Below are 23,964 nucleotides of genomic sequence, written 5' to 3'. Positions count from 1 at the left end.
GCAGTTTATTTACCGCCGGGACGGCGGCGTTACGATTGTCTTCCTAATAGCAAAAACTGAAAAAATTACTTGACATTCTTGAAAGTATCAAGCTTTCCGGTAAACCTGTCAACAAACATCTGCAAAACACTACGCTTGCCGATATTAATATTAGAACTAACAGCCATTCCGGTCTGCAAGGCAACCTCAACTTGATTTTCCTTACCCTTGTTCAAAGTAAAATTTTGACTCTTCAACTTGATTGTAGTTTTGAAGGCATAGTATTTGCGAAGTTCAGTAGGAGCTTCAGCATCCTTACTAATCTTTGTAACTTCACCCTGTACCGTGCCAAACTCCATCGCTGGGAAAGCTTCAACATTAACCTCCACAGGTACGCAGTCGTAGGCATTTAAATCTAGTTTTTGCCGATTTACTTCCTTTTCAGGGCAAACACAGGCTTTCCCTTTTTCACAATCAATCTTCTCTCCATCTAATTCTTTACCGTTATATTTTTCCAACTTTTCCCGTTTCCGGCGCAAGGAATCCAAGACCAAAGCTACATTGCTGTTTTCCAGATAAACTACTGCTTCAATCCCATTTTCATCAGGCAGAATTTTTAGCAGTTTCTCAGTTTGTTGCGCTTCATAATAAGCCTCCTTACATCTTGCGGGACGAGGTTCTCCTGGCTTAATCACAGAGGTAATCACGTATTGACAGACATCATCATTCTTCAGCTCTAATTCAGCTTTCTCTTTCGATGAAGGTTTGAGATCGTAGATAATCCCCGATATAGGAGCCTTCATTAATTGAGTGTCGCGAGTTTGTTGAGCCTTTTCCAACTGAGCGTTTACCTCAGACAGCTTTTTCTGGTTTTCGAGTTTTAATCTGCTGAGCTGAGAATCGCTACTGGCAATCTGTTTTTGGTTGTCAGCAATTCTGGTGTAAAGCTCTTTAGCCCAGGCATCTTTAGTATTTTGCAACTGTTCCTGTGCGCGGTTAATTGACTCTACAATGCGTTCTTGTTCCCCCTTCTGGCGCTCTATGTCTGCTTGAATTTTCTGGAACTCACCTTCGCGGGCGTTGATTTCACCTCTGCGCGAATTAATTTCACCTCTGCGGGTGTTAATTTCGCCTCTACGCGAATTCATTTCACCTTCGCGTTGCTTAATTTGATCTTGCTGCCTGAGAACTTCACTTTCACTTTTCAATACTTCTTGATCTTGGCGTTCTTTTTGGAGTTCCGCGATCGCACCTTCTTGCACCAGTGGGGCAAGCCGATCGAGAATGTTTTTTTGTGACTTAAACACCTCTTGAGATTTCGTTAATTGTTCCTGAGCCAATCTTCTTTGCTGCTCGGCAGATTTTAATTGCTCTTGGGAATAATTTAATTGCTGCTCAGTATTTTCTAATTGCTTCTGAGCATAATTTAATTGTTGGTTGGCTATTAGCAATTGATCTCTAGCTGCTGTTTCAGCATCCACAGCCTGCTTCAATTGTTTTTCCAATTCCTGAACCTGTCCTTGAGCCGCTGCTACGCGAGATAGATATTCAGAGCGATAGTTAATGTAAAGTCCTTGTTGACTTTGGTCAAAACTGCCGCCACCTCCTCTATTTAGGTACAGCTCATCAATCAGGGCTTGCAAAACTTGATTTTGCGAAATTAAGCTCTGGCGATCCTTAATACTTGATTCAAGATTGGATGGTAGAGGGCCTTGAATTCTGCCGTTGACAACATCTTCGTAAAATTTATTTTCTTTTTCCAGGGCATCTTTAACTTTCTTGACAGAATCTAAATCAGCGCCGGGAGCAGTAGGGCTAAAGGTAAGTAAGGGTTGATTTTTCTCTACGCGATCGCCATCTTCTACGTGAAGTCTTACCACAGCTCCCGTTGTCGGTGCTTGAATATCTCTGGAGCCATCTTTTAATTCCAACTGACCCACTGCTGGGACAGCTTGCTCAATTTTGGCAAGATAAGCCCAAACTAGAGCCGAGGTAGTCATCAGCATAATCATCCAGAGAAATACGTGCGACCAAATGGCAGGCTTCTCTAGAATTACGGGTTGTTCGGAAAGTATTACCGATTTCATGGTTAGTTGTTAGTTGTTAGTTGTTAGTTGCTGTTGTTAAGAGTTGATCGGCGCGAAGCGTTGCGAGGAACGAAGTAAACTGAAGGAATCTCTCAAAACTTTACTGAGCCGCTTCCTGTTGTTGGAACAGACAATAGTAACGACCTTTAAGAGCCATTAATTCATCGTGGGGGCCTTGCTCCACCACAGAGCCTTGATCCATCATAATAATCACATCAGCATTTCTGACTGTAGTTAAACGGTGGGTAATGAAAAACACCGTTCTGCCTTGAAAAGCTTCAGCTAAGTTATTACAAACTTGACGCTCAGAGTGATAGTCAAGAGCGCTCGTGGCTTCGTCCAAAATCAGTAGCTTGGGGTTTTGAAGCACAGTCCGTGCGATCGCAATCCGTTGTTTTTGACCCCCAGACAGCGTCCCCCCCCGCTCTCCCACCACCGTATTGTAGCCAGCAGGCAAACCCATAATAAAATCGTGAGCCACTGCTATCTTCGCAGCCCGGATCACTTCATCATCACTAGCGTCAGGATTGCTCAGGGCGATATTTTCCCGCACTGTGGTGTTAAACAAGAGAGTATCTTGCAGCACTACCCCGATTTGACTGCGAAGGGAATACAACTCAACTTTGGCAGTATCGTAGTCGTCAACAAAAACGCGACCACTTAGAGGCGCATAAAGCCGCTGCAACAACTTCATCAGCGTACTCTTGCCCGACCCAGAACCGCCAACAATTCCCACAAAACTACCAGCATCGAATTCTAAATTAACATTCGCCAATTGTAGCGGCCCACTCTCGCGAAAACGGAAAGAAAGCTCTTCAAATCTCACCGAACCTCTAATCGCTGGCATCCCGATATTGTTGCGGTCTTCCTCACTCGTCTCCGTCGGCGAATCCACCACATCTCGGAGCATATCAATAGACATCGAGACTTCTTGGAAACTCTGCCACACGCTCACAAAACGCAGCAGCGCTCCCGTAACGTTGCCACTAATAATTCGGAAGGCAATCAACTGCCCCAAAGTCATCTCGTTTTTTAACACCAAGTGGGCTCCCACCCATAACTGAGCCAGGTTGCCCACCTGATTTAAAAAGCTACTAACAGTACCAGCGGTCGTACCTGTAAGGATCGTCTTGAAACTCGCCGTGACATATTTAGCATAACGACCCGACCACTCCCAGCGGGCTTTCAGTTCAATATTTTGAGCTTTAACCGTTTGAATCCCACTGACCACTTCCACTAAATAAGATTGAGAGTCAGCAAAGCGGTTATTTCTATGCTTGATCAGCCGTAACACCATCGGGTTAATCAGCACGATCATTAGACCCAGTACAGGCACAACTGCCAAGGAGACAAACGTTAGTTGCACGCTGTAGGAGAGCATGACGGCGATATAAACCACTGAAAAGATCGCATCTAGCACCACAGTCAGAGCTGTCCCCGTCATAAATTCGCGGATCTGACCGATCATGCTGAATTTATAAACCAAGTCTCCCACCCGCCGATTGTCAAAGTAGCCTTGGGGAAGCCGGAGCAAGTGGTCGATCACTTCCGCGCTCAGTTTGACATCGATGCGGTTGGTGGTATCTATAAACAAAAAGGTACGCAGACCATTAAGCAACCCTTCAAACAGGGCAACCCCCAACAAAAATGCCCCCAGGACATCCAAGGTGTCAATGCTGCGCTGTCCCAGTACCTTATCAATAATAATCTGGCTGATTAGAGGGTTAGCCAGACCGAATAGCTGCACGAAAAACGAGGAAAGTAAGACCTCGAAAAAGACTGTTTTGTGTTCCGAAAGCGCTGGAACAAACCACCAAAAGCTGAACTGCTCTTTTTGTTCAACTTGGGGAGCCTGTAGCAGCAGGACTTCTCCGCCTTCACCCCAGATTTCCCTAAACTGTGCCACCCGCTTGCGGACAATGCCTTGCTCTGGCACTGCCATCACCAATTCTTGCTCGGTGATGCTGTAGATAATGGCAAAGCTGCCGTCCCACTTGATCATCAGCGGAGCTTTCAAGCGATTGATGGCATCAGCCGGCACTTGCGCTAATTGGGGAACAATGCCCATGCTTTGGATGATGGCACCGCAGGCTTGCAAGGTAATTGAGCCTGCGGTTTTGTACTGATTTTCTACAGCTTTGCGCGTGACATCCCGACGAAATCTGACCCCAAAATACTTGCTTAACATTTGGAAGCAGGCTAGGGGAGCCTCGATTGTGCCTTTTCCCCGCACAATCGGAAATTTCGATGGTACGGCGGGATCGGGAGTCTGGGGGGCCGCCAGTTCGGGGGCTGCGGGTACTGCGGAGATATCTAAGGGGGCTTTTAAGGCTGTCTGAGAGCCATCAATGGCGATCGCTTGCTCTTGGGAAATTACGGCTTCCCGGAAGCCTACTAACCTAGCTCCTCTTGGGCCTTCTACTTTTAACGATCTGTTGGTTCCGTCCAAAGACAGTCGGCTACCTGTGGGAAAGTCCCCAATAACACCGCTGCTAACTAGCCAAATCCGGTCAGGGTCAAGTTGGTTGGCGAGTTCTTGAGTCTTTTTCTGACCGTTGGGTAAGTTGAGGACGATCGCATCCGCCCAAGATTGTTGGGTCAATTCTTTCAGGTTGGATGTCCCGTCCGCTCGCCGCTGTAATTCCAAGCTCCACAGTTCAAAGACCTCGCTCAAGGAACAGCGATCGCCAAAGGCTTCTCTTAGCGCCGGCTCTGTTTGTACGAAGCTCAAGAAATCTTCTGCTGATAAAATGATGGCAATCACATCAGTGGAAGCCAGGGCAGTTTCGCAGGGGACTCCCCGCAACAAGGAAGCCCAGCCAAGAACTTCTTTGGGCCCCACCAACCGCAAACTTACCAGGCGCTGCGATCGCTGGTCATACCCTAACTGACGGGCCTGACCTTGAAAAATAATCGCCACCTGAGTCGGCATTCTTTCCCGTTCTAACAAGGGTTGCCCCGTTCGGTAGCCCAGGAGTTGACATTTCGACACTAAAGCTTGCAGGGATGCCTCCGAAAGTCGGTCGAACGGAGGTGTTTCTGCCAAAAAAGCTTGAATCTGCGACAGGGAAACTGCGGAAGAGGTCATGATGCTGAAGATACTGAGGATCGGAAGGGCTGTAGCGGGGCAATTTGTGATAACTGTTCGGAGACCCAGGTTTCAAATAGTTCGTTGATTAAATGCCGCCGCATCGAATCGTCGAGCTGAGCTGGCATGAACTTATCTAATCTGATAATCACCATCCATTCTGCCAGAGCGCGGGGAGCCCACAGTTGCCCGGACTGGCTGACTGACAAAAGTTTACTAATTGCTGGGTGTGGTTGTGATAAGGAAACTGGGCCCAATCTTCCCCCAGTCTGAGCTTCCGGGCCTTCGGAGTAGTCGCGGGCTACTTCCTCAAAGGTCTGTTCGCCTTCAGCGATGCGGAAGTAAAGCTCGTGGGCTAGTCCTGGATTTTTGGTGCGGATTAGGGAGTATACTACGCGGTCTAGGTGGGTCTTACGACCCAAAAAGTAGTTATCTACTTTGCTACTCCAAGTTTCCTGCTTAAATTTTTCTATAAGTACGGGGCGAACTGCCATTTGAACGAGTTCCTCTTCAGTTAGGTCTTGACTTTGCAGCCAAGCCGCTTTGGCTTCTGAGGATGTCAATTGGTGCTGCGCGTGAAACTGTTCGAGGGCTGCGCTGCGCTCTTCTTCCGTACAAGTATAGGACGCGATCGCTTGGTCTTCGATCGTCCCCCGCAAAAATTGGGGCATCAATTGATACCGCTTCAACAGTGACGGGATATCCTGGGCTTGCAGCAATTTATCACCTATTTGAAAAAGTCCTGTCATTTTATAATCTCCAACTGAGGTTGCACTACCCTTTTAAATTTAGCTGTGGAAGTAAAAGAGCGACAAGCCACCTCGATTTTCAGATGATAGCAGAACGCTAAGGGGGTGAGCGCTGTCGTTGCCAAATACCAGGGGGCGGCTTTGGTCTCGGCATACGCTGCGGGTGGTGCTAGCTCAAATCAAGTAGGGTTTGATCTATAGGGGCAATTCTATACTCACCTGTGACGCTCTACCTTCTAAGGGGTTCCCTCTACCTGCCTGTGCGATCGCCATAGTTGCTCAAATAGCGCTCCCATCTGAGCCGAGTAAGCACGGCTGTCCAGAAATTTGGGCTTTTCTGCCATTTTTTGCTGGATGTGCTGCCGAGCGCGATCGCGCAATACTGGGTTAGTTCCCAATGCTACAGCTATATCTATATAAACATCCTCCGTATTTGCTATTAATTCAGGAAGTTGCAATTCTCTCAGTATTGCCCCGGATTGTCGCGATCGCGCTGTTTGTCCTTCCCTAACCACCGTCGGTATTCCCACTAACAGCGGCTCTACCATTGACGCTGCACCCGCGTAGGGGAAAGAGTCTAAATAAACATCTGCTAGCTTCAAACATTCTCTGAAGTCGGCACGAGTTGGCAGCACTTTAATTACAACAATTCGTTTTTTGTCAATACCTTTTTCCGAAAAAACTGCTCGTATTTGGTTGAAGAAAGGAATTATCGGATAACTCTCGCCATCAGAGCGAAAAGGATGTAAAACCAGAATAGAATTCGGTACAGCCGCAATAATTTTAGCCCAAGTTTCCCTGAGTTCAGGGATAATCTTAAATGCTCTAGCACCCGACATAAAAACCACTGTTTGCTCGGATGCTCCCCAACTACTTCTAGTTGGGTGAACCTTAGCAATTTCGGAGGGTGCAGGATAGCTAAAACAAATCCCAGAGCCATCCACAGCGATTAATTTTTCCCGATATTCTTCTGGGGCATCAACTATGGGCAACATCAATTTTCCAGAAATAAAGTAGTCAATATTTCGGATGCCAGTAGTTGTAGCTGTTGGCATTGCTGCCGCTACTTGTACCCGCGCCAGTCGATGTAAGGATAATAAGAAAGTAGGTTTGCGAGCATCCGCCCAATTTGTCCCTATTAACAGAATATCCAAATCATCTGAACGAATTGCTTGTACCTGACTTGGCAAAGATTCTGGTAGTTGAATCTGCTTATTTACCAAATTTTGACAATAATCGCCTAGTTTACTATTCTGGATATTGAAATTATACAATATAATTTCAAATTTAGTTTTATCTAAATATTCAAAAGCAGCAAGTGCGGCAAAAAAATCTTTATGAGTGCTAATTTCTTCCAGTAAAATGCCGAGACGAATCTTGCTTCTGTCTGAGGCTACACCTTCAAATTTCCAGTCAATTTGGCATCCGAAATTTCTAAGCGTAAACTCAATAATATTTGCTCTCTGAGTACAGATATGTCTAAGATTTTTATCGCTACAATACAAAGGAGAAAAATTCGCATTTTTGCTCACAAATAAAGCCAAATAACGCCAGACTTCAGCAGCAGGGTCTTTAAAAATATTTTCATGAAGATAATCTATCAAAACTTGCAGATAATCGGCATACTTCTCTGCATCTCCGATTTTATCAAAACAGCAAACAATCTGAAAAATAAAACTTAGAAAATCATTGAAAAACCACTTAGGAATCACGGCATTTTTATATACAAATGGTAACTGATAAGCCTCACAGTAAAGCATAGCTACCAAATAGCGACCGATGTTATTACCTAGATCGTTACCTTGAGATAAAAAGGCAGATATTTCATCGACAAACCTCTGTTCTTCCTCAGTTAAAAATTCATTCTTAATACCGCTTTTCATTAACAGATTATGAGCTTTACCAATTTCACCCGCATAAGTCTTTTCCATGTTAGATGCTGGCAAATTCAACCATTTTTGAGCGATTTGCTTGCGAAATTGCCGAAGGCGAGAAAGAGTAGATTGATTAGTAGGAGATTTTTGATATTGTTCAACTAGCTTTGACAATTCAGATAAAGAAGGCTGGGATTTTAACGCTAATTTTTGTCGAATTTTCTCTTTCAATTCTGGATTCAAAAAACTGTAAGTATCGCTGTGCAACATTTTTTCATAAAGTCTGCGGACATCTTTGTTGTTTTCCCCAGCAGCGAAGTTTTTCCAAGTTTGCTGCCCTGCATGAATCCGCAAAGAAGATAACTTTTCATCCACAAAGCCAATTTTATAATTTCCCATGATTCTAAACCACATATCTAAATCTAGATATTGAGATAACTCAGGATCGAACAACCCAATTTTGTGAAAAACATCAGCAGCAATCATCACCGTACTAGGTTCGCCAATTTTGTTAATGGGATTATTCATCCAATTAGGATCTAATAATAGTTCAATCCCCCGTTGAATTGGTTTTAAATTAGACCAACTTTTGTGCAAATCTTTAATCGATTGAGAAGCAGCCAGTAAAAGTGGATTCGATTTAGCCTCTTCTCCAATAGTAATACCGCGAGGTGAGAAAACCATACCAATTTCTGCATCTTCTTGAGCCAAAGCTACCATTTTTTGAATGCAATCTGATTCTAGTAAATCATCATGAAATAAAAATTTGATGTATTCACCTTTTGCCTGAGAAATACAGAAATTCCAATTCTGAGCTAAGCCATAGTTACGATGGAGGATAATGCGGAAATCAACGGCTGTTTTAGTTTGAAAAGACTGAGCAATTGCTACAGTGCTATCGCTTGAACCATCATCGGAAAGAATTACCTCTATATTGCGATAAGTCTGATTTAAAGCACTCTCAATGGCTTCAGCAATAAAGGTTTCTCCATTATAAGTAGGAATGCAAATACTAACTAGAGGCTGTGTTTTTTCAACTGCTTCTTCCCAAGAACTTTTGTCCTTAGACAAGTGTCTCCTTACCTCTACTGAATAAGATTTTTTTGGCTCTCTTGGCGGTTGAGAAAAAGTAGTAAAATTATTGGTTGTTTTGCTAATATATTCTAGTCTATTCCTGATTTTATTGCCAATTAGCTGAGGGCTAAGTAAAGATTTGATTTCCTCAGCACCTCTGGCTCCAACTTCCTTGGCTTCCTGATAGTTATTAAAGACATATTGCATCAAATGAGCGGCATATTCGATATCGGGGTTTGCCCAAATATTCCCCTTCTTATATGGGCCACAATCTGCTGCGATCTCCTCTAATTTATATCTCACTAAAAAACTGTTGCCTACATTCATAAACTCAGTATTAGATGAATAGGCAGTTGCGATCGTTGGCTTTCCAAAAAACATCGCTTCAGCCATTGTCAAGCCAAAGCCTTCACAGCGGTGGAGGGACACATAGCAGTCGCAATTATAAAGCAGAGCATTAACTTCATTTTTTGATAAATACCCGTCTATATGTTTAATAGATTGGCAATTTTCTATGGCAGAACTTAGTAAGTCTCGCTGCTCAGGAAAATATTCCGAATTACAAGATTTGATAACCAATAGCACCTCTTGATTTGACTCACCAAAAGCTTGTTTAAATGCGCTAATCGTAGCCAAAGGATTTTTACGTTCTATCCTGCTAAAAAAATCGAACAAAAACAGAAATATAAATTTATTTTTGGGCAGTCCTAGTGCCTCCCTATCCAAAGAAGGTGTAGGTAAAGAAATGCTAGGCATGATTTTAATAACGGGAATAGGAGATGCCATAGAGATTGCTTCAATACAGTGATTGCTATAAGTCCAAATTTCGTGAAAATAATTAAATTTTGAAGTTAGTTCTGGAGGGAATGCGGTAAGTTCCCAGGCCCAAAACCCGATATTATAGTGTCCTTCTAAATAGTCTTTGCCCGCCGACTTAATAAAATTGTTCACTTCATCAGCATTGACTTGAATTAAGTTGACGGTATAGGGATTATCTTGAGTAAAATTTTGATAGGTAGTATCTTGTTTTCTGTGGGGACTATTGGTAAAATTATTGACAGCGAAAGGAATACCAGCCGCCTCAATTGCTCTAATATTAGCTCTAGCACCTTCTCCCAGACCAAATTCTCCATTAATATAGCCACTGATGTTAATACCAAAATTGAAGTTCATAGTTTTTGAGTTTGATAAGAAGAAGGAAGAAGGAAGAAGGAAGAAGGAAGAAGGATTAAATTATTAGTGCTTGACAAATGTAGCAATCACCGTTGTATACTAACATCCAAATGCTAATTATATCCTAACGCCGCCCTCTGGGCAGTAAAGAAACCGCCCAGAGGGCGGCGTTACGTAAAGCTTTAGTAATCAGGAAATATTTTGGAACTGCTCGATTGCGTCAACCCCGATATCTTTAAACTGCTACCGCCTGATGCCAAAATTATTCTAGAGGTTGGCTGCGGTACAGGCGCTTTAGGCGAACAGTACAAACGGATTAACCCCCATAGTTTATATATTGGTATTGAACGCAATCCAGAAAAAGCAAAAATAGCTTCAGAGCGACTGGATCGTGTCATAATTGGCGATGTAGAACAGCTAGATATTCACAGTCTTGATATTGCGAAGGAAACAGTAGATTGTTTAGTTTACAACCATCTACTATCCTATCTAACAAACCCTTGGGAATTGCTTAGCCAGCACAGCACTTTACTAAATCCAGATGGGCAAATTTTAGCCAGTATTCCCAATGTCCAACACTGGAGAAAAATTGTCAATCTCCTACGAGGACAGTGGGAAAATCCAGATGGAAAGATACAGCACTGGTTTACTATAGAAGCTATTAAAGCACTTTTTACTCAGGCAAAATTACAAGTTTATGAGCTGCAAGTGCGGGGACAAAAAACTGAGAGTTTTGTCCAGTTTCAGCAATTACTTACACCGATGGTTCAAGCTTTAGGCTTGGAAGCAGCAGACTTTGCCACCCAGACTGGTGCAGAATATTATATCGTGCGAGGGGGTAAGTCACAGGCATCTCCCCGGCGAGTGTTGATTCAGACGGCGATTATGGCTCCAACGGGATGCGATCGCGTTAGAGTATTAGAACCTGACAGATTTAGTGCCACAATTCCCGGAGTCCGTACTGCTTCTACAGTAAAATCAGCAGAATTAATTTTACCTCTGCCTGGAGAAGAGAAAGTATTTATTTGGCAGCGGACAATCATGTACTATCCAGCCTATATTCCCATCCTCAAACAACTGCTGCAAAATGATTATTTAATAGTGGCTGAAATTGATGATAATCCAATCAGGCGCAAAGAATATGCAGATAATCAATACCTGAGTTATCGAGGTTGTCACTGCATTCAAACTACTACAGAACCCCTAGCAGAATTTTTAAGGAAACTCAATCCCAATGTTGCCGTCTTTAGCAATCAATTGGCATATTTGCCCACTGAGCGCACCTATCCAGACGATAATTCTATCACCATCTTTTTCGGGGCGCTTAACCGAGAAAAAGATTGGCAACCGATAATCTCGGCGCTAAATCGGGTGTTAGTCGCCCACAAGCACCGGATTCGAGTTAAAGTAATCCACGATCGCCATTTTTTTGATGCCTTGAAAATAGACAGTAAAGAATTTGAGCCATTTTGCAGCTATGAGCGCTATCTAGAAATTATGCACTCTGGCGATATTGCTTTGCTCCCACTACTTTCCAACCCAGTCAACGAGATGAAATCTGACCTCAAATTTGTTGAATGTGCGGGGAATGGAGTAGCAGTGCTAGCAAGTCCCACTGTTTACGAAAAATCTATCATCGCAGGCGAAACTGGCTTAATTTATCGCTCAGTCGCCGATTTTGAAGCCAAACTCAAGTCGCTGATTGCCGACACCCAGATGCGGCGGCAAATAGCCGCTAATGCCTACAAATGGGTGCGGGAAAACCGCTTGTTATCCCAGCATTATCGTCAGCGGCGAGACTGGTACTTGCAAATGCGGGACGAAATGCCGCGCTTGAATGCAGAATTGCAGAGTCGCTTGCCAGAATTATTTACTAACTAAGATGCGAATTCTCTTCACGATTGCCCACTTTTTCAACCCTCACGGCGAAGGAAGGCACGCTTCCCAGCGAAATGACCACCACCCACGCCTAAACGCTTTAACGGCCTGTTTGACAGCTTTGCAGGGACTTTACGGTAAGTCTCAGTCCATGATTCACATTGGTCAATGTGCCACAGTTCCAGTCAATGAATCCCAGACCCACGATATCGATATAGTTGTTTGTACGACTCAAGATTATCACCTAATTTCTCAACTCTCTCTTCCCCCGAAATTGTTCCTGCATAATGCTACCAACGCGGAACCGCTGATGTTGGGATTTGAGTGTCAGGCAGTGATGCGTGCTTGCCTTGATAAATACGACTATTATTGTTATTTAGAAGACGATCTAATTCTACACGATCCTTGGCTATTTGTCAAATTAAACTGGTTTACTCACCACGCGGGTAATGGGAATTTACTTCAGCCTAATCGCTATGAAATATCTCCTCAAGGGTTAGTTCGCAAAGCCTATATTGATGGCGATTTAATCCCACAAGCGACAGCAAAATTTCAAAATGTGCAAGAGCAACCGCAATTTGCTGGTTATGTCATGGAACAGCAGCTTATGTTCCACCGCGCTCTTAACCCTCATTCTGGATGCTATTTTTTGAATGCGGAGCAGATGGCTTATTGGACAAAGCAGCCCTATTTTTTAGACGGTGACACGAGTTTTATTGGGCCATTGGAAAGTGCGGCAACTTTGGGGATTATGCGAAGCTTTAGAATTTACAAACCGGCTCGTTCTAATGCGAACTTTCTAGAAATTCAGCATTTCGGTGCTAATTTTCTTAACTTGATTGGTAATAAAGTTAGTTATTCGCAGCCAGCATAAAGGAGAAAAACATACTCTTTGTCATTGCGAGCGCAGCGAAGCAATCCTAAAACTTTGCTATCGTTTAACTTTGCGCGCGAGCGCACATAAAAAAGCTAGGGATTGAGATCCCTAGCTTGCTGGATACAGCAGAGTTGAATTAAAACTCGCTGTATAACCTCAACTATTCAACTAGAACACAATGATGTCAGATTCTCTGAGGTTAGGTGTGTTGTTCAAGACGGTGAGTCGCACTAAACCACCTAACGTACCACTGGGGTCATTGCCGTTGGTATCGAAGTAAAGCACTCCGCTCTGCCTTTCATAAACGAGGATTCCTGCTCCATCCTCTCCTTCTGCACCCGTAGCCGGGAGGCTACCCTCAATCACGATTAACTCCGGATCAACAAGTGGTCTAGTCGCCTGCCCTGTTGCCAGACCGAAGTTACGGCTGTTAGCAAAGCCAGGTGCGGTACCTATGCCCCCCGCAGATAGATATATCTTGTCTTGACCGACGACGAAATCGACAATAGCTTCGATTTGTCCTCCGGCTGCTCCGCCCTCAAACGGGTTGAAGAAAACGAAGACATCGTTACCACTTCCGCCATTAATGGTATCGAGACCAGGCCCACCGATTAGGGTATCGTTACCGTTACCTCCAATCAAGTTGTCATTGCCAAAGTCACCGTATAGAGAGTCGTCGCCATCACCTCCATCTAGAGTATCGCTACTTGCATTTCCTTGAGGACCACCTATCAGGATGTCATTGCCTGCACCAGTAGTGATGGAATCGGCACCATTACCACCAGTAATCAGGTTATTACCTAAGAAATCGCTGATAACGGTTGGTGTTGTGAAGCCAGTAAAGTTGACATTTGTAGCGTAGCTAATAGTGTCATTACCCCCAAAGCTACCAATCAAGCTGTCACCTGTGGAAGCAAACACTATGAAGTCATTGCCTTCACCGCCGTTGAAGAAGTTAGTCGCACTGCGGTTGCCAATTAAGCGGTCGTTGCCCAGACCACCATCGAGAGTTATCGGCCCGACATTAGCTGCAAGGGAGGCATCGATGGTGTCGTCACCTTCTGCACCACTGGCTTGAGTGAAAACTCCACTCAAGCTATCGCTACCCTCGCCGCCAATCATCGTATCAGTTGAAAAGGCAGCTCTGATCGTGTCATTGCCGCGACCGCCATCTAATAAGCTATTACCAGAGTAGCCGGGAGTAGAAATATTAGCTCCTTGGCTAGAGATCCCAGTGGCCGTGCTGGAGGTAATTAAGTCGTTGCCATCACTTCCCAATACGGTGTCTTGGAAAGCGAAACTGACGATCGTGTCATTGCCGTCTCCACCATCGTAGAAGTTCTTGCCGCCTCGAAAATCGCCAATACCGCCATAGAGAGAATCGTCGCCGGCACCGCCGAGCAAAGTGGTTCTTTCGAGACCGATAGTCACAGGGCTGGTGGAGAAAAAATTGGTCTCCAGAGTGTTAACAACTCTCAGGATGTCACTATCATCATCCCCTGACGCATAGCTGTTGCTGCCGACAACTCGTAAGGTGTCTTTACCTTTGCCGCCGTACAGGGTATCTCTTTGATTGATAGCTGCAATTAAGTCATCGCCCAAATCGCCGCGCAAGAAGTTATTGCCTTCATTGCCCACAAAGCCAGCAATACCGCCACTTAGGTTTAAGCCGAGGTTATTGCTGCCATCACCAGCACCAGTAAAGAAACCGATGGAGTCATTGCCTTTGCCGCCGTAGAGGGAATCTCTCCTCTGTGCGCCGCCGAGCATGATATCTGCTCCCTCATTACCAAACATGAGGTTGGCTTCGGCGGTACCTTGGATGAAGTCGTCGGCTGCGCCACCGTACATCGTGGCACGGGCTTCAGCGATGATCGTGTCATTGCCTCCATCGCCATAGAGATAGGCGGGGGTACGCTGAGTACGCAGAGAGTCTTCGTCGTCACTGCCGTACAGAGTATCGTTAGGGCCAAGGGCTATTAGGGTATCGTTGTCCCCTTGACCAAAGATTAAACTTCCGCCCAGGGTAGCGGTTCTAATAAAATCAGCACCACCACCTGCGAATATAGTGTCCGGCCCTAGCCCGGGTAGGTTTAAATCTAGCTGATTAGGATTGTCATCTAGCGTTGTCATACACTTTCACTCCTCTACTTGTTGGTAATCGCGCTACTGCGACTACAGACTCTGCCTAGAAAACCAAATATTTGGATTCCGCTGTAGTTTAACCTTTTTGCCAGTCGCAAGTCTAGCCCACTTTGAGTAAGCGTGTCTAGACTTTCTCTTGAGCCAACTTTTTGCTGGCTGGCTGTTGCTGTGAAAGTCTTCACCCTACAATAATCCTCTTTAGACTTGGGAAGATATTTATAGTGGGTTAGACGGGATTGGCAAACTCCAAGTTCCGCAAGCGTTTTAGGTCTTTTGGCTTGGTTCCAGGCACAGCGGTGCCTAGAGGCTAAGGTTTTGAAAGTTAGCAGATGGGTTTGGCTTAGATTGCGGTTTAGCCTAAAGCAGGTCGCGGCTGTTGCTGTTGGCACAGGTAGGCTCGACTTTAGGACTTACGCATAAATAACACATTTTCTAAATCGTTCAGTCGATTTTAAGATATTTCGGCGAAAAAACCTATGAAGTTTATTCTTTAGGGTTATTCTGTAGCCTATTTGCCAGTCTGTGAGTTTGCCAGTCTGTCAGGGGTTAAAACCCCTGTCTCATAGCTAAAGTCCTCGCTCTGAGGACTAAAAATACAATCTTAATGCTTTTAGTCGGTTTTAACCGACTTTTACTATGAGACGGGGGGTTTTAACCCCCGGCAGGTGTGGAATGTTCATTTTCTGTCCGACTATATTTTAAAAGTCTACGCCGCGCTTTAATTCTACTCCGCGATCGCCATAATGTTTGTGACAGAAAACTTCGGAGTGGACGCTGGCTAGGTCAAAATAAGCGTGGGGTTTGTAGCAGCGCCCGGTGATAATGATTTCTGTATCGCGGGGCTTTCGGAGTAGGGCTTCGACTATGGGTTCTACGGGTAAGAGTTCGAGGTCAACGGTGGGGTTGAGTTCGTCTAGGATGATAGTTTTATATAAGCCAGATGCGATCGCGGCTCTAGCTATTTCCCAACCGCGCTCGGCTTCTACATAGTCTAGTTCTTGTTGCTGTCCGCGCCAAACGATCGCATCTCGACCGCAACGTTGATGATCTACTAAATAAGGATATATCTGTCGCAAGGCTGCGATCGCGGCATCTTCTGTGTAGCCTGTCCCACCTTTGAGCCACTGCATAATTAATACACGATGGGATTGATCTTGGCTAATGCCTCTACCGATTGCCTGTAAAGCTTTGCCGAGGGCGCTAGTAGATTTGCCTTTACCTGCGCCGGTGTAAATCTCGATCCCAGTAATGCCGCTAGCTGCGGCGGCGGGGTGATGATGGGCCTTCATTTCTGAGTGCAAGTCGGCGATATCTAGCAATGCTTGGGGGGCGGCCCTACCTGTGGCAATAATTTCTAAGTGTTCGGATTTGTGTTTGAGGGTATGGACTATTTCTTCGATGGGCAGTAAACCGAGGTCTAAGACGGGGTTAATTTCGTCGAGAACTACAACTGAGTATAAATCTGATGCGATCGCGCCTTTTGCCACGTCCCACCCCCGCTGAGCCTCTAATCTATCAAAGCGAGTAATTTCTTTGGGGCCGAAATATTCTGCTCTGCCAGTACGCACTTGGTCTATTAAATGGGGAAAGCCCCGCTGTAAAGCTTCTATTGCCCCATCTTCATCATAAGAGCGCCCCGGCCCTTTCAGAAACCGCAGCAGTAAAACTCTTGTGGGCGAGTCAGAATTGATGCCCAAGCCGATAGAGCGCAAAACTACGCCCAAGGCGGCCTGAGATTTGCCTTTACTAGCGCCGTCGTAAACATGAATTTGACCGACTATGCGCTCTGAACGCGCTTGAGCCGTGCGAATCCCGATGCCATTCCTTACCATAGTCAGCAGTTATTTTAATCTTTCTTTATGGAGGTATATTATCATGTTTTTGCTCTTGGCTTTTGTTAGTAAATTATTGAATTAATTTATTTATATTAGTTGGCGGTTGAAACCACGTCTACACAGACGAAACCCGCCTACGCGGGTTAAATTTTTATAGTCCGCGTAGGCGGACTTTGCTTGTGTAGCTGCGATTTTAATCGCCCAATTAGTTAATATTTGTAGGCATTGCTCAACTCATTTACACCTCACATTCTCATATAAGCTTCTGTGGTCAACATTTTAATCTGTTGACTTTGCCAGTCTATTTCTAAACCTAAAGCAAACAAGGGGAGCGTACCTACTACAGCGTTTTCACCTGCCTGCAATTCTAGGCAATTATACCATATTTTTCGCCCTTTAATCTCAAGTATCGCATCTTTGAAAATCCGAACTTTTTTCACTCCTGCTTCTGTTTTTACCTCGATTTCTTCCTGAAGTGTTAAACCTAACCGATCGATCGCGTCTGCGGGTAAGCTGAGTCGTCTGGCATTAGGAGTAATTAAGGCATTATTTAGGATGATAGAACGTACTTGATTAGCAGGAATTATCCCCTGTTCTGCTAAAATATTATCTACTTCGTTTGTAAGGGAAATCGCGGTTGTAAATCCGTCCATTTTTTCGCTATTTGTTGATGCCATAATGACTTCTTGCAACATCATACATTTGTCAAATTGAACTTTAACGCCGCCTCAGTTTAGGGATGATCGGCCGCTACTTTAGCCGTATCTGAAGTATTTACTAAGCTTTTCTCTATCTCCTGAATGGCCTTATCGCAATTTTGGACATCAGCATCAAGTCCCATTGATTGATACAGTTCGAGTGCATTTTGATAAGCAGCAATTGCCTCTGATTCTCGGTTAATCTTTGCTAAAGTATTTCCCAAATTAAACCAAGCATTAGCTTCAACCCGGCGATTGCCGATTTCCCGTGCAATGTCCAGAGATTGCTGATAGAAATTTATCGCTTGTTGGTATTGTCCAAGAGAGTTGTAAGCATTGCCTAAACCATTGAGGGAAATAGCTTCACCTTGGCGATCGCCTATTTCCCGTTTAATTTCCAAAGATTGCTGATGGAATTGTATCGCTTGCTGGTATTGTCCGAGGGATTTGTAGACACTGCCTAAATTACCGAGGGAAATAGCTTCACCTTGGCGATCGCCTATTTCCTGTTTAATTTCCAAAGATTGCTGATGGAACTGTATCGCTTGCTGGTATTGTCCGAGGGAGTGATAAGCATTGCCTAAATTGTTGAGGGCAATAGCTTCACCTTGGCGATCGCCTATTTCCCGTTCAATTTCCAAAGATTGCTGATGGAACTGTATCACTTGCTGGTATTGTCCGAGGAATTCGTAAGCATTGCCTAAACCGTTGAGGGCAATAGCTTCACCTTGGCGATCGCCTATTTCCTGTGCAATTTTTAGAGACTCGTGATGGACTTCGATTGCACCTTTAAATCTTCCTTGAAATTCAAAAAACCGTCCCAGTCGATTCAAACTAGCTACTAAGTCTAACTTTAACCCAAACTCTTTTTCTAGTTCAATAGCTTGATATAAATACGCGATAGCCAATTCTCTCTCTTTTCGATAATCTTCCGATTCTCCTCGATCCAATCTAGCTTCATACACCTGCGCTATCCGACTATACAAACTTGCCAACTTAGGATCTTTATCACCATTTCTACTCCGGGTTTTTTCAATTAATCCTTGCAAATCTTCTAAGGATAATAAAAAGTCATTTTGATGAAAATCAGAAAAACTAGAATCTTTCGATACATCTTCACCTATTATCGCTATAGATCCTCTCACTGAAACTAGACTAACTTTAACAGCTTCAAACCGAAAAACTCCCTTCCGCCAACTCCAAAAATCCGGTGCTTTTCTGTTAATTTTGCCAAAAATATCATTAGTAATCCACAAGACAATGGGAAAAGGAAAAGCCCGTAATCCTTCCCGCGTCCACTGGAGATAACCAAAAAATTTATCTTGTTCCGTTCGCTCAGAATTTCTAGTTAAAAACGATAAATCTTCAGCCCCAATAACCGTTAAAACTGCCCTACCTTTCTGCTGCAAATACTCATCTTTCTCTACCTGCTTAGCAATGGCACTTCTCAAACTAGGTTCCCCTCTGGCAAGTCTCAATCTATAGGGGCGAATATTCCATTTTTCCAGTTCCCCTTCGTAACGCTTAATCAGGTTTTCCCGAAAGTTGATATCATCGCAAACAGCAACCAGTAACGATAAAATTCCCTGACTCGCCTTGATCGATACTAATAACTGGCGATAGCTTTTGTCGTTATCAATTTTATCTTCTAACAAATCTTCTGGCATCATCAGATTAAGCCACGACGCTTCAAGAGGTCGCAGACGATGGGGTGGATATCATACCATAAATCATCATTTCTATATTCTAACACATATAAGCCGTGTAGCAAGTCTAAAAAGTTTGTATTGTTTGAGTCGTCAGGTTCATAGTTTTTGTAAGTGGCAGTTAATATCTCAAACTCAACTTTGCCTAAACCTGCGGTAAATTCGAGGCGCAACTCAGTTAACGAACGGTTGAGGATTTCCTGATTAATTTTGATATCTTGGCGAGACGGTTTTTCCTCAATTAACAACAAACATTCTTCACAACATTTATTAGCGATGCGGATCATCTCTCGCAATACGCCGCCACTCTTAAACACGATCTGTTGCGCTATTTCTGGTTCTATCAATCTAGAGGAAAGGCGCTTTTGCAAAATATCCAGAAATAGGAGATTAGTTTGCTCAAGAGCTATAGGGTTAAGTTGCCGATTTTCCCCTTTGGCAAATAGTTTTGAAACAGGCATGATTTGAATTTTGTTGTCTGTCTCTGTACTGATTGTTGACCGCAAATTAATATTTCGGACAACGGCAATCGGAATTGTGAAAATCACCCGAAATTGTGGCGAAAGTAACGCCTTAATATTGTCTCTATAAATATTTCCTATTAAAGCTAAATCTAACTTATCTAAATCATCAATAATCACAAGTATGTCTTTACTAACTGAGTTCTCAATCGCAATGGCAATTTCATTGATCCGTCCGATAAGATCGGCAAAATTTTTACCTAATTCTTCCTTAATCTCGGTTCTGGTTACTGCATCTGCTTGTAGTTTACCTTTAATGATCCCTAATAAGTCAAAACCTGCACTTGATTCAGCTTTAATCTCATCTAGTTTAGTTTTGGTGCGAGTGGCAAACCATTCATAAAATTTATCTTTAATAGATTTTTCTATTTTAACTTTTTCCTTTTCTGCTTTCTCCATTAACTGAACTGCAATCGCAAATAAAATGTTAATATGGTTGACATCCGACATTTCAATCATATCTGAGATGGAAAAGAAAACTACAAAATACTTTTCTTCCTGCTGTCGGCTAAATTCTGCTAAGAGTGTAGTTTCCCCTGAACCCCGATGTCCCGCAAAAATAATCTTGTTACTATGAGGAGTGCAGGATTTCACCAATTGTTTCAGTCTAGCCGTCACATCCTGACGATAGGGAACCTGAAATTTTTCTAAATCCTCTGGCGTAATCAGCGGCTGAAACTGTAAATTTTGATAGGCTTCCTCAAAGTCTGCAACTAAATTATTCTCAGGCATAAAGTTGCACTCCATTTTGTTAATATATCTAGATAATTGTACTATGAAGTTATCCTGAGTTGGGTACAATCAAGTTTACTGACCTGCTACAGCTTTGACGCATGACCCCAGAGCCCAACTCTCCCCCACCCAATCCGATCGCAGAAAGTCCCAACGGTAACGCCGCCAATGTCCCCTCAGAAGAAGGGGTACTCGTGGCTTCCAAACCAGACAAACCGATAACTCCCAAGCCGGCACCTCCTGAGATCAAACCACCGCAACAAACCCCTGCTGAATTGTCCGCCTCAGCCTTCACACTAGGCGCGATCGCGGCCATGATTATCGGATTGGCCAACGATAACGTCTGGATCGGGTTACTCGGTGCGATCGCGGCGATCTCCATGTCTCTGCGCGTCATTTGGCCGAGTTGGGGCCACATCTGGACGCAAGTCATCCCCCCCACCTGGCGCACTCTAATCGTCGCTTGCTTCGGCATTTTAGCGGGAATTGTGGGTTTATTGATGCTGAGCAGCACCAATAACGAACCGGACGGCCCCAATATTCAGATTAACTGGGATGCGATCGGCGCATTAGGTGAACTGATCGGCGCATTAGGGCAAATTCTGATCGCAATTCTCGGCGTTTACGTCGCTTGGCGGCAATATGTGATCTCAAAAGACTTGACAATTCAACAAAATAGAATTACCCAGCAGCAAACCATAGACGCTTATTTTCAAGGCGTTTCCGACTTAGCCTTAGACGAACAGGGATTTTTGGAAGATTGGCCCCAAGAAAGAGCGATCGCAGAAGGCCGCACCGCTGCCATTATGAGCAGTGTAGACGCAGAAGGAAAAGCCAAAATTCTCCGTTTTCTATCCCAAGCTAAATTAGTCACCCCAATTAAGCGCGATCGCCATTTAGGTCGTCCCATCCTTGACGGAGACGGCGGTTACGCTGAAGATCGCGAATACGGTGTGCGCGTCATCGAAATCGGTGTAATGTTAGCAGGAGCCGATCTCGCTAACATGGATTTACGCTGGACAGACTTAAGCGAAGCCAACCTCGTCAGAGCCAATCTCAGCGGCAGCGACCTCGTGAAAGCAAACCTTTCCCGTACAATTTTATACGACGCAAACCTCGCTAGAGCCGACCTCAAAGGCGCATCCCTATTTTACGGCCAAGTAGAAACCGCTTCACCCCGCAGCCGCAGCGATATCCCCGATTACGATACAGGCAAAAACACCGGTGCAGTTATCGAAAATGCTGATTTTACAGGTGTTAAGCGGTTATCTGACGACCAAAGATACTATTGTTGTTCTTGGTGTGGTGAACAATCTAGAAAAACCATTCCCGGTGGCTGCGAAGGTATTCCTAATAAATTAGGAAGATGAATTTATAATTGTTAACAGTTAACTGTTAACTGTTAACTGTTAACTGTTAACTGGTAATTGGTAATATCATGTCCACTTAAATACTTGTCATTTCGATCAAAGCGAAGCAATCGCAAGGTCAGGACTTACACGCGGGGGAGCGAAAACCGTTTTCTGTGTCAATATCTCTCGGATAAATCCCAGATTTTTTGGAGAAAATGGTTTTTTTACAAGTCCTAAAGGTGTTGAGATTGCTTCGCTTCGCTCGCAATGACAGATCGTAAGTAATTTGCCGGAGATGAATCATGTTCCCTAAATATTCCTTTGTAATTCCTATTTATAACGAGGAGGAAAGCCTCGCTGAATTGTATCGGCGGATCGGTACAGTCATGGAGCGAATGGATGGGCCAGTTGAGTTAATTTTAATCAATGATGGTAGCCGCGATCGCTCTTTACAAATAATCCGCGAACTTCATCAAAAAGACCCGCGAATTTGTTATCTAAGTTTCGCTCGTAATTTCGGCCACCAGATAGCTGTTACGGCTGGCGTAAATTTTGCACGCGGTCAAGTTGTCGTAATTCTTGATGGCGATTTGCAAGACCCGCCAGAGTTAATTTTAGATATGGTAGAACAGTGGCGACTCGGTTATCAAGTGGTTTACGCTCAACGGACTCAACGTCGCCAAGAAAGCTGGTTAAAACGAATGCCTGCTTATCTATATTATCGCATTTTGCGACATCTAGCAGATGTGGATATTCCTATCGATACGGGGGATTTTTGTTTGATGGATCGGTGTGTGGTTGATGTACTAAATAAAATGCCTGAACGCAATCGTTATATTCGGGGATTACGAGCTTGGATTGGTTTTCGACAAACGGCAGTTAAATTCGATCGAGATCCTCGTTTTGCTGGCGATGTTAAGTATACTTTTACAAAGTCTCTAGGATTAGCTTTGAATGGTTTGGTATCTTTTTCTAAGGTTCCTCTCCGATTATCTACTTATGTGGGTTTATTTGCTGCCGTTGTTTCTCTTATTATGGCGCTTTTGGTTTTATATTGGCGCGTTTTTTACCCGCATTCTGTATTAACTGGTTTAGCAACTATTTTAATGGCTATTTTCTTTTTAGGTGCGGTGCAGTTGGTCAGTATTGGCATTTTAGGCGAATATATAGGACGCATTTATGAGGAGGTGAAAGGTAGACCGCTTTACACTCTGGCAGAAGTAGCTGGTTTTGACAATAATCATCATTCGTGATAACGTAGTATAGTAATTTGTGTTAATGACATAAAAAATATTTCTTTGAGAACTTACGTAACGCCGCCCTTTGGGTGGTGACATACCGCCCAGAGGGTGACGTTACGAATATCTATGCTAGTTGCTTTATAAATTCTTCTTCCTTCTTCTTTCTTCCTTCTTCTTCCTTCTTCCTTCTTCCTTCTTCCTTTTTCTATATGTTACGATTGTACGAGTTTTCATCTTCTGGTAATTGCTACAAAATTCGCCTACTTTTGACACAGTTAGGAATTGCCTTTGAACGCATTGAGGTTGATATTCTCCAAGGGGAAAGTCGCACTCCAGAATTTTTACTAAAAAATCCTAATGGTCGTATTCCTGTTTTAGAAATTGAACCGGGTAAATTTCTGCCGGAGTCAAATGCGATTATGTTTTACTTGAGTGAAGAAACTGATTTTTTCCTGACTGATAAGTTTGAACGCGCAGAAGTGATGAAATGGTTGTTTTTTGAACAATACAGTCACGAACCTTTTATCGCTACTTCTAGATTTTGGATTTCGATTTTAAATAAAGCTGATGAATATCGAGAAGCACTTAATCAAAAACGCGCACCTGGTTATGCGGCGTTAGGTGTGATGGAAAGGCATTTGGAAAAGCATCAGTTTTTTGTAGACGATCGCTACACTATTGCTGACATCGGTTTGTTTGCCTATACTCACGTCGCTGACGAAGGCGGATTTGATTTAGCAGGATTTCCTGCGATTCAAAATTGGATTGAACGAGTTAAAAATCAGCCGGGATATATCAGCATTAAAGAAGGGGCTAGGGGCTAGGGGCTAGGGGCTAGGGAAAGAGAGGGGGAGCAACTTAATCAATTAAAAATTAAAAATGCAAAATTAAAAAAAAATGCAAAATTAAAAATTGTGAGATTTAATTTTTAATTTTTAATTTTTAACTTTTAATT

At 43.8% G+C, this 23,964-nt stretch carries 14 protein-coding genes; 5 read left to right on the top strand and 9 right to left on the bottom strand.

Annotation, left to right across the window (positions count from 1 at the left end; translation table 11 throughout):
• Nucleotides 1-65 precede the first annotated feature (65 nt).
• The 4 genes from PN499_RS01970 to PN499_RS01955 all read right to left on the bottom strand — a co-directional run bounded on the left by PN499_RS01970 (nt 66) and on the right by PN499_RS01955 (nt 10,024).
• The gene (locus tag PN499_RS01970; protein WP_272029958.1) at nt 66-2,066 is read right to left on the bottom strand and encodes a putative HlyD family type I secretion protein; all 2,001 of its coding nucleotides are present in this window, start codon (nt 2,064-2,066) and stop codon (nt 66-68) included.
• 100 nt (nt 2,067-2,166) lie between these two features.
• A complete protein-coding gene (locus PN499_RS01965; protein ID WP_272029956.1) occupies nt 2,167-5,154 on the bottom strand; it encodes a peptidase domain-containing ABC transporter in 2,988 nt (995 codons plus the stop codon).
• The gene (locus tag PN499_RS01960) at nt 5,151-5,903 is read right to left on the bottom strand and encodes a peptidylprolyl isomerase (protein WP_272029955.1); all 753 of its coding nucleotides are present in this window, start codon (nt 5,901-5,903) and stop codon (nt 5,151-5,153) included. The genes PN499_RS01965 and PN499_RS01960 overlap by 4 nt, the downstream gene beginning before the upstream one ends.
• Before the next feature lie 236 nt (nt 5,904-6,139).
• Nucleotides 6,140-10,024 (bottom strand): glycosyltransferase, encoded by a 3,885-nt coding sequence (locus tag PN499_RS01955; protein ID WP_272029953.1) that lies wholly within the window; start codon nt 10,022-10,024, stop codon nt 6,140-6,142.
• A gap of 201 nt (nt 10,025-10,225) precedes the next feature.
• Between PN499_RS01955 and PN499_RS01950 the strand changes: the two genes are divergently transcribed.
• Both PN499_RS01950 and PN499_RS01945 read left to right on the top strand, forming a co-directional pair.
• Nucleotides 10,226-11,905: a methyltransferase domain-containing protein gene (locus PN499_RS01950; RefSeq protein WP_272029951.1), complete on the top strand. Its 1,680-nt coding sequence runs from the start codon at nt 10,226-10,228 to the stop codon at nt 11,903-11,905.
• Between the two features lies 1 nt (nt 11,906).
• On the top strand, nt 11,907-12,776 hold the full coding sequence (locus PN499_RS01945) for a calcium-binding protein (RefSeq protein WP_272029949.1): 870 nt from the start codon (nt 11,907-11,909) through the stop codon (nt 12,774-12,776).
• Nucleotides 12,777-12,947: 171 nt separating this feature from the next.
• Here PN499_RS01945 and PN499_RS01940 read toward each other — a convergent pair whose 3' ends face one another.
• The 5 genes from PN499_RS01940 to PN499_RS01920 form a co-directional block, all read right to left on the bottom strand.
• Nucleotides 12,948-14,912 (bottom strand): beta strand repeat-containing protein, encoded by a 1,965-nt coding sequence (locus PN499_RS01940; RefSeq protein ID WP_272029948.1) that lies wholly within the window; start codon nt 14,910-14,912, stop codon nt 12,948-12,950.
• Between the two features lie 710 nt (nt 14,913-15,622).
• Nucleotides 15,623-16,756, bottom strand: a complete 1,134-nt coding sequence (locus PN499_RS01935) for a cob(I)yrinic acid a,c-diamide adenosyltransferase (RefSeq protein ID WP_272029946.1) — start codon at nt 16,754-16,756, stop codon at nt 15,623-15,625.
• A 248-nt stretch (nt 16,757-17,004) separates the two neighbouring features.
• On the bottom strand, nt 17,005-17,436 hold the full coding sequence (locus PN499_RS01930; RefSeq protein ID WP_272029944.1) for a pepsin/retropepsin-like aspartic protease family protein: 432 nt from the start codon (nt 17,434-17,436) through the stop codon (nt 17,005-17,007).
• A 56-nt stretch (nt 17,437-17,492) separates the two neighbouring features.
• Nucleotides 17,493-19,124: a tetratricopeptide repeat protein gene (locus PN499_RS01925; protein ID WP_417063861.1), complete on the bottom strand. Its 1,632-nt coding sequence runs from the start codon at nt 19,122-19,124 to the stop codon at nt 17,493-17,495.
• Between the two features lie 2 nt (nt 19,125-19,126).
• Nucleotides 19,127-20,416, bottom strand: a complete 1,290-nt coding sequence (locus PN499_RS01920) for an AAA family ATPase (RefSeq protein WP_272029940.1) — start codon at nt 20,414-20,416, stop codon at nt 19,127-19,129.
• 101 nt (nt 20,417-20,517) lie between these two features.
• Between PN499_RS01920 and PN499_RS01915 the strand changes: the two genes are divergently transcribed.
• The 3 genes from PN499_RS01915 to PN499_RS01905 all read left to right on the top strand — a co-directional run bounded on the left by PN499_RS01915 (nt 20,518) and on the right by PN499_RS01905 (nt 23,833).
• The gene (locus PN499_RS01915) at nt 20,518-21,786 is read left to right on the top strand and encodes a pentapeptide repeat-containing protein (RefSeq protein ID WP_272029938.1); all 1,269 of its coding nucleotides are present in this window, start codon (nt 20,518-20,520) and stop codon (nt 21,784-21,786) included.
• A 284-nt stretch (nt 21,787-22,070) separates the two neighbouring features.
• Nucleotides 22,071-23,021: a glycosyltransferase family 2 protein gene (locus PN499_RS01910; RefSeq protein ID WP_272029937.1), complete on the top strand. Its 951-nt coding sequence runs from the start codon at nt 22,071-22,073 to the stop codon at nt 23,019-23,021.
• A gap of 197 nt (nt 23,022-23,218) precedes the next feature.
• On the top strand, nt 23,219-23,833 hold the full coding sequence (locus PN499_RS01905; protein WP_272029936.1) for a glutathione S-transferase family protein: 615 nt from the start codon (nt 23,219-23,221) through the stop codon (nt 23,831-23,833).
• Nucleotides 23,834-23,964 lie beyond the last annotated feature (131 nt).

Source organism: Kamptonema animale CS-326 (assembly GCF_028330895.1).
Taxonomy (GTDB): domain Bacteria; phylum Cyanobacteriota; class Cyanobacteriia; order Cyanobacteriales; family Microcoleaceae; genus Kamptonema; species Kamptonema formosum.
This window is presented reverse-complemented; position numbering and strand designations above follow the sequence as displayed.

Excerpts from the sequence above, each read along its gene's own strand:
- PN499_RS01940 (WP_272029948.1), bottom strand. The coding sequence starts at position 14,912 with ATGACAACGCTAGATGACAATCCTAATCAGCTAGATTTAAACCTACCC.
- PN499_RS01905 (WP_272029936.1), top strand. The coding sequence starts at position 23,219 with ATGTTACGATTGTACGAGTTTTCATCTTCTGGTAATTGCTACAAAATT.
- PN499_RS01935 (WP_272029946.1), bottom strand. The coding sequence starts at position 16,756 with ATGGTAAGGAATGGCATCGGGATTCGCACGGCTCAAGCGCGTTCAGAG.
- PN499_RS01915 (WP_272029938.1), top strand. The coding sequence starts at position 20,518 with ATGACCCCAGAGCCCAACTCTCCCCCACCCAATCCGATCGCAGAAAGT.
- PN499_RS01965 (WP_272029956.1), bottom strand. The coding sequence starts at position 5,154 with ATGACCTCTTCCGCAGTTTCCCTGTCGCAGATTCAAGCTTTTTTGGCA.
- PN499_RS01945 (WP_272029949.1), top strand. The coding sequence starts at position 11,907 with ATGCGAATTCTCTTCACGATTGCCCACTTTTTCAACCCTCACGGCGAA.
- PN499_RS01970 (WP_272029958.1), bottom strand. The coding sequence starts at position 2,066 with ATGAAATCGGTAATACTTTCCGAACAACCCGTAATTCTAGAGAAGCCT.
- PN499_RS01955 (WP_272029953.1), bottom strand. The coding sequence starts at position 10,024 with ATGAACTTCAATTTTGGTATTAACATCAGTGGCTATATTAATGGAGAA.
- PN499_RS01930 (WP_272029944.1), bottom strand. The coding sequence starts at position 17,436 with ATGGCATCAACAAATAGCGAAAAAATGGACGGATTTACAACCGCGATT.
- PN499_RS01920 (WP_272029940.1), bottom strand. The coding sequence starts at position 20,416 with ATGCCTGAGAATAATTTAGTTGCAGACTTTGAGGAAGCCTATCAAAAT.
- PN499_RS01910 (WP_272029937.1), top strand. The coding sequence starts at position 22,071 with ATGTTCCCTAAATATTCCTTTGTAATTCCTATTTATAACGAGGAGGAA.
- PN499_RS01925 (WP_417063861.1), bottom strand. The coding sequence starts at position 19,124 with ATGCCAGAAGATTTGTTAGAAGATAAAATTGATAACGACAAAAGCTAT.
- PN499_RS01960 (WP_272029955.1), bottom strand. The coding sequence starts at position 5,903 with ATGACAGGACTTTTTCAAATAGGTGATAAATTGCTGCAAGCCCAGGAT.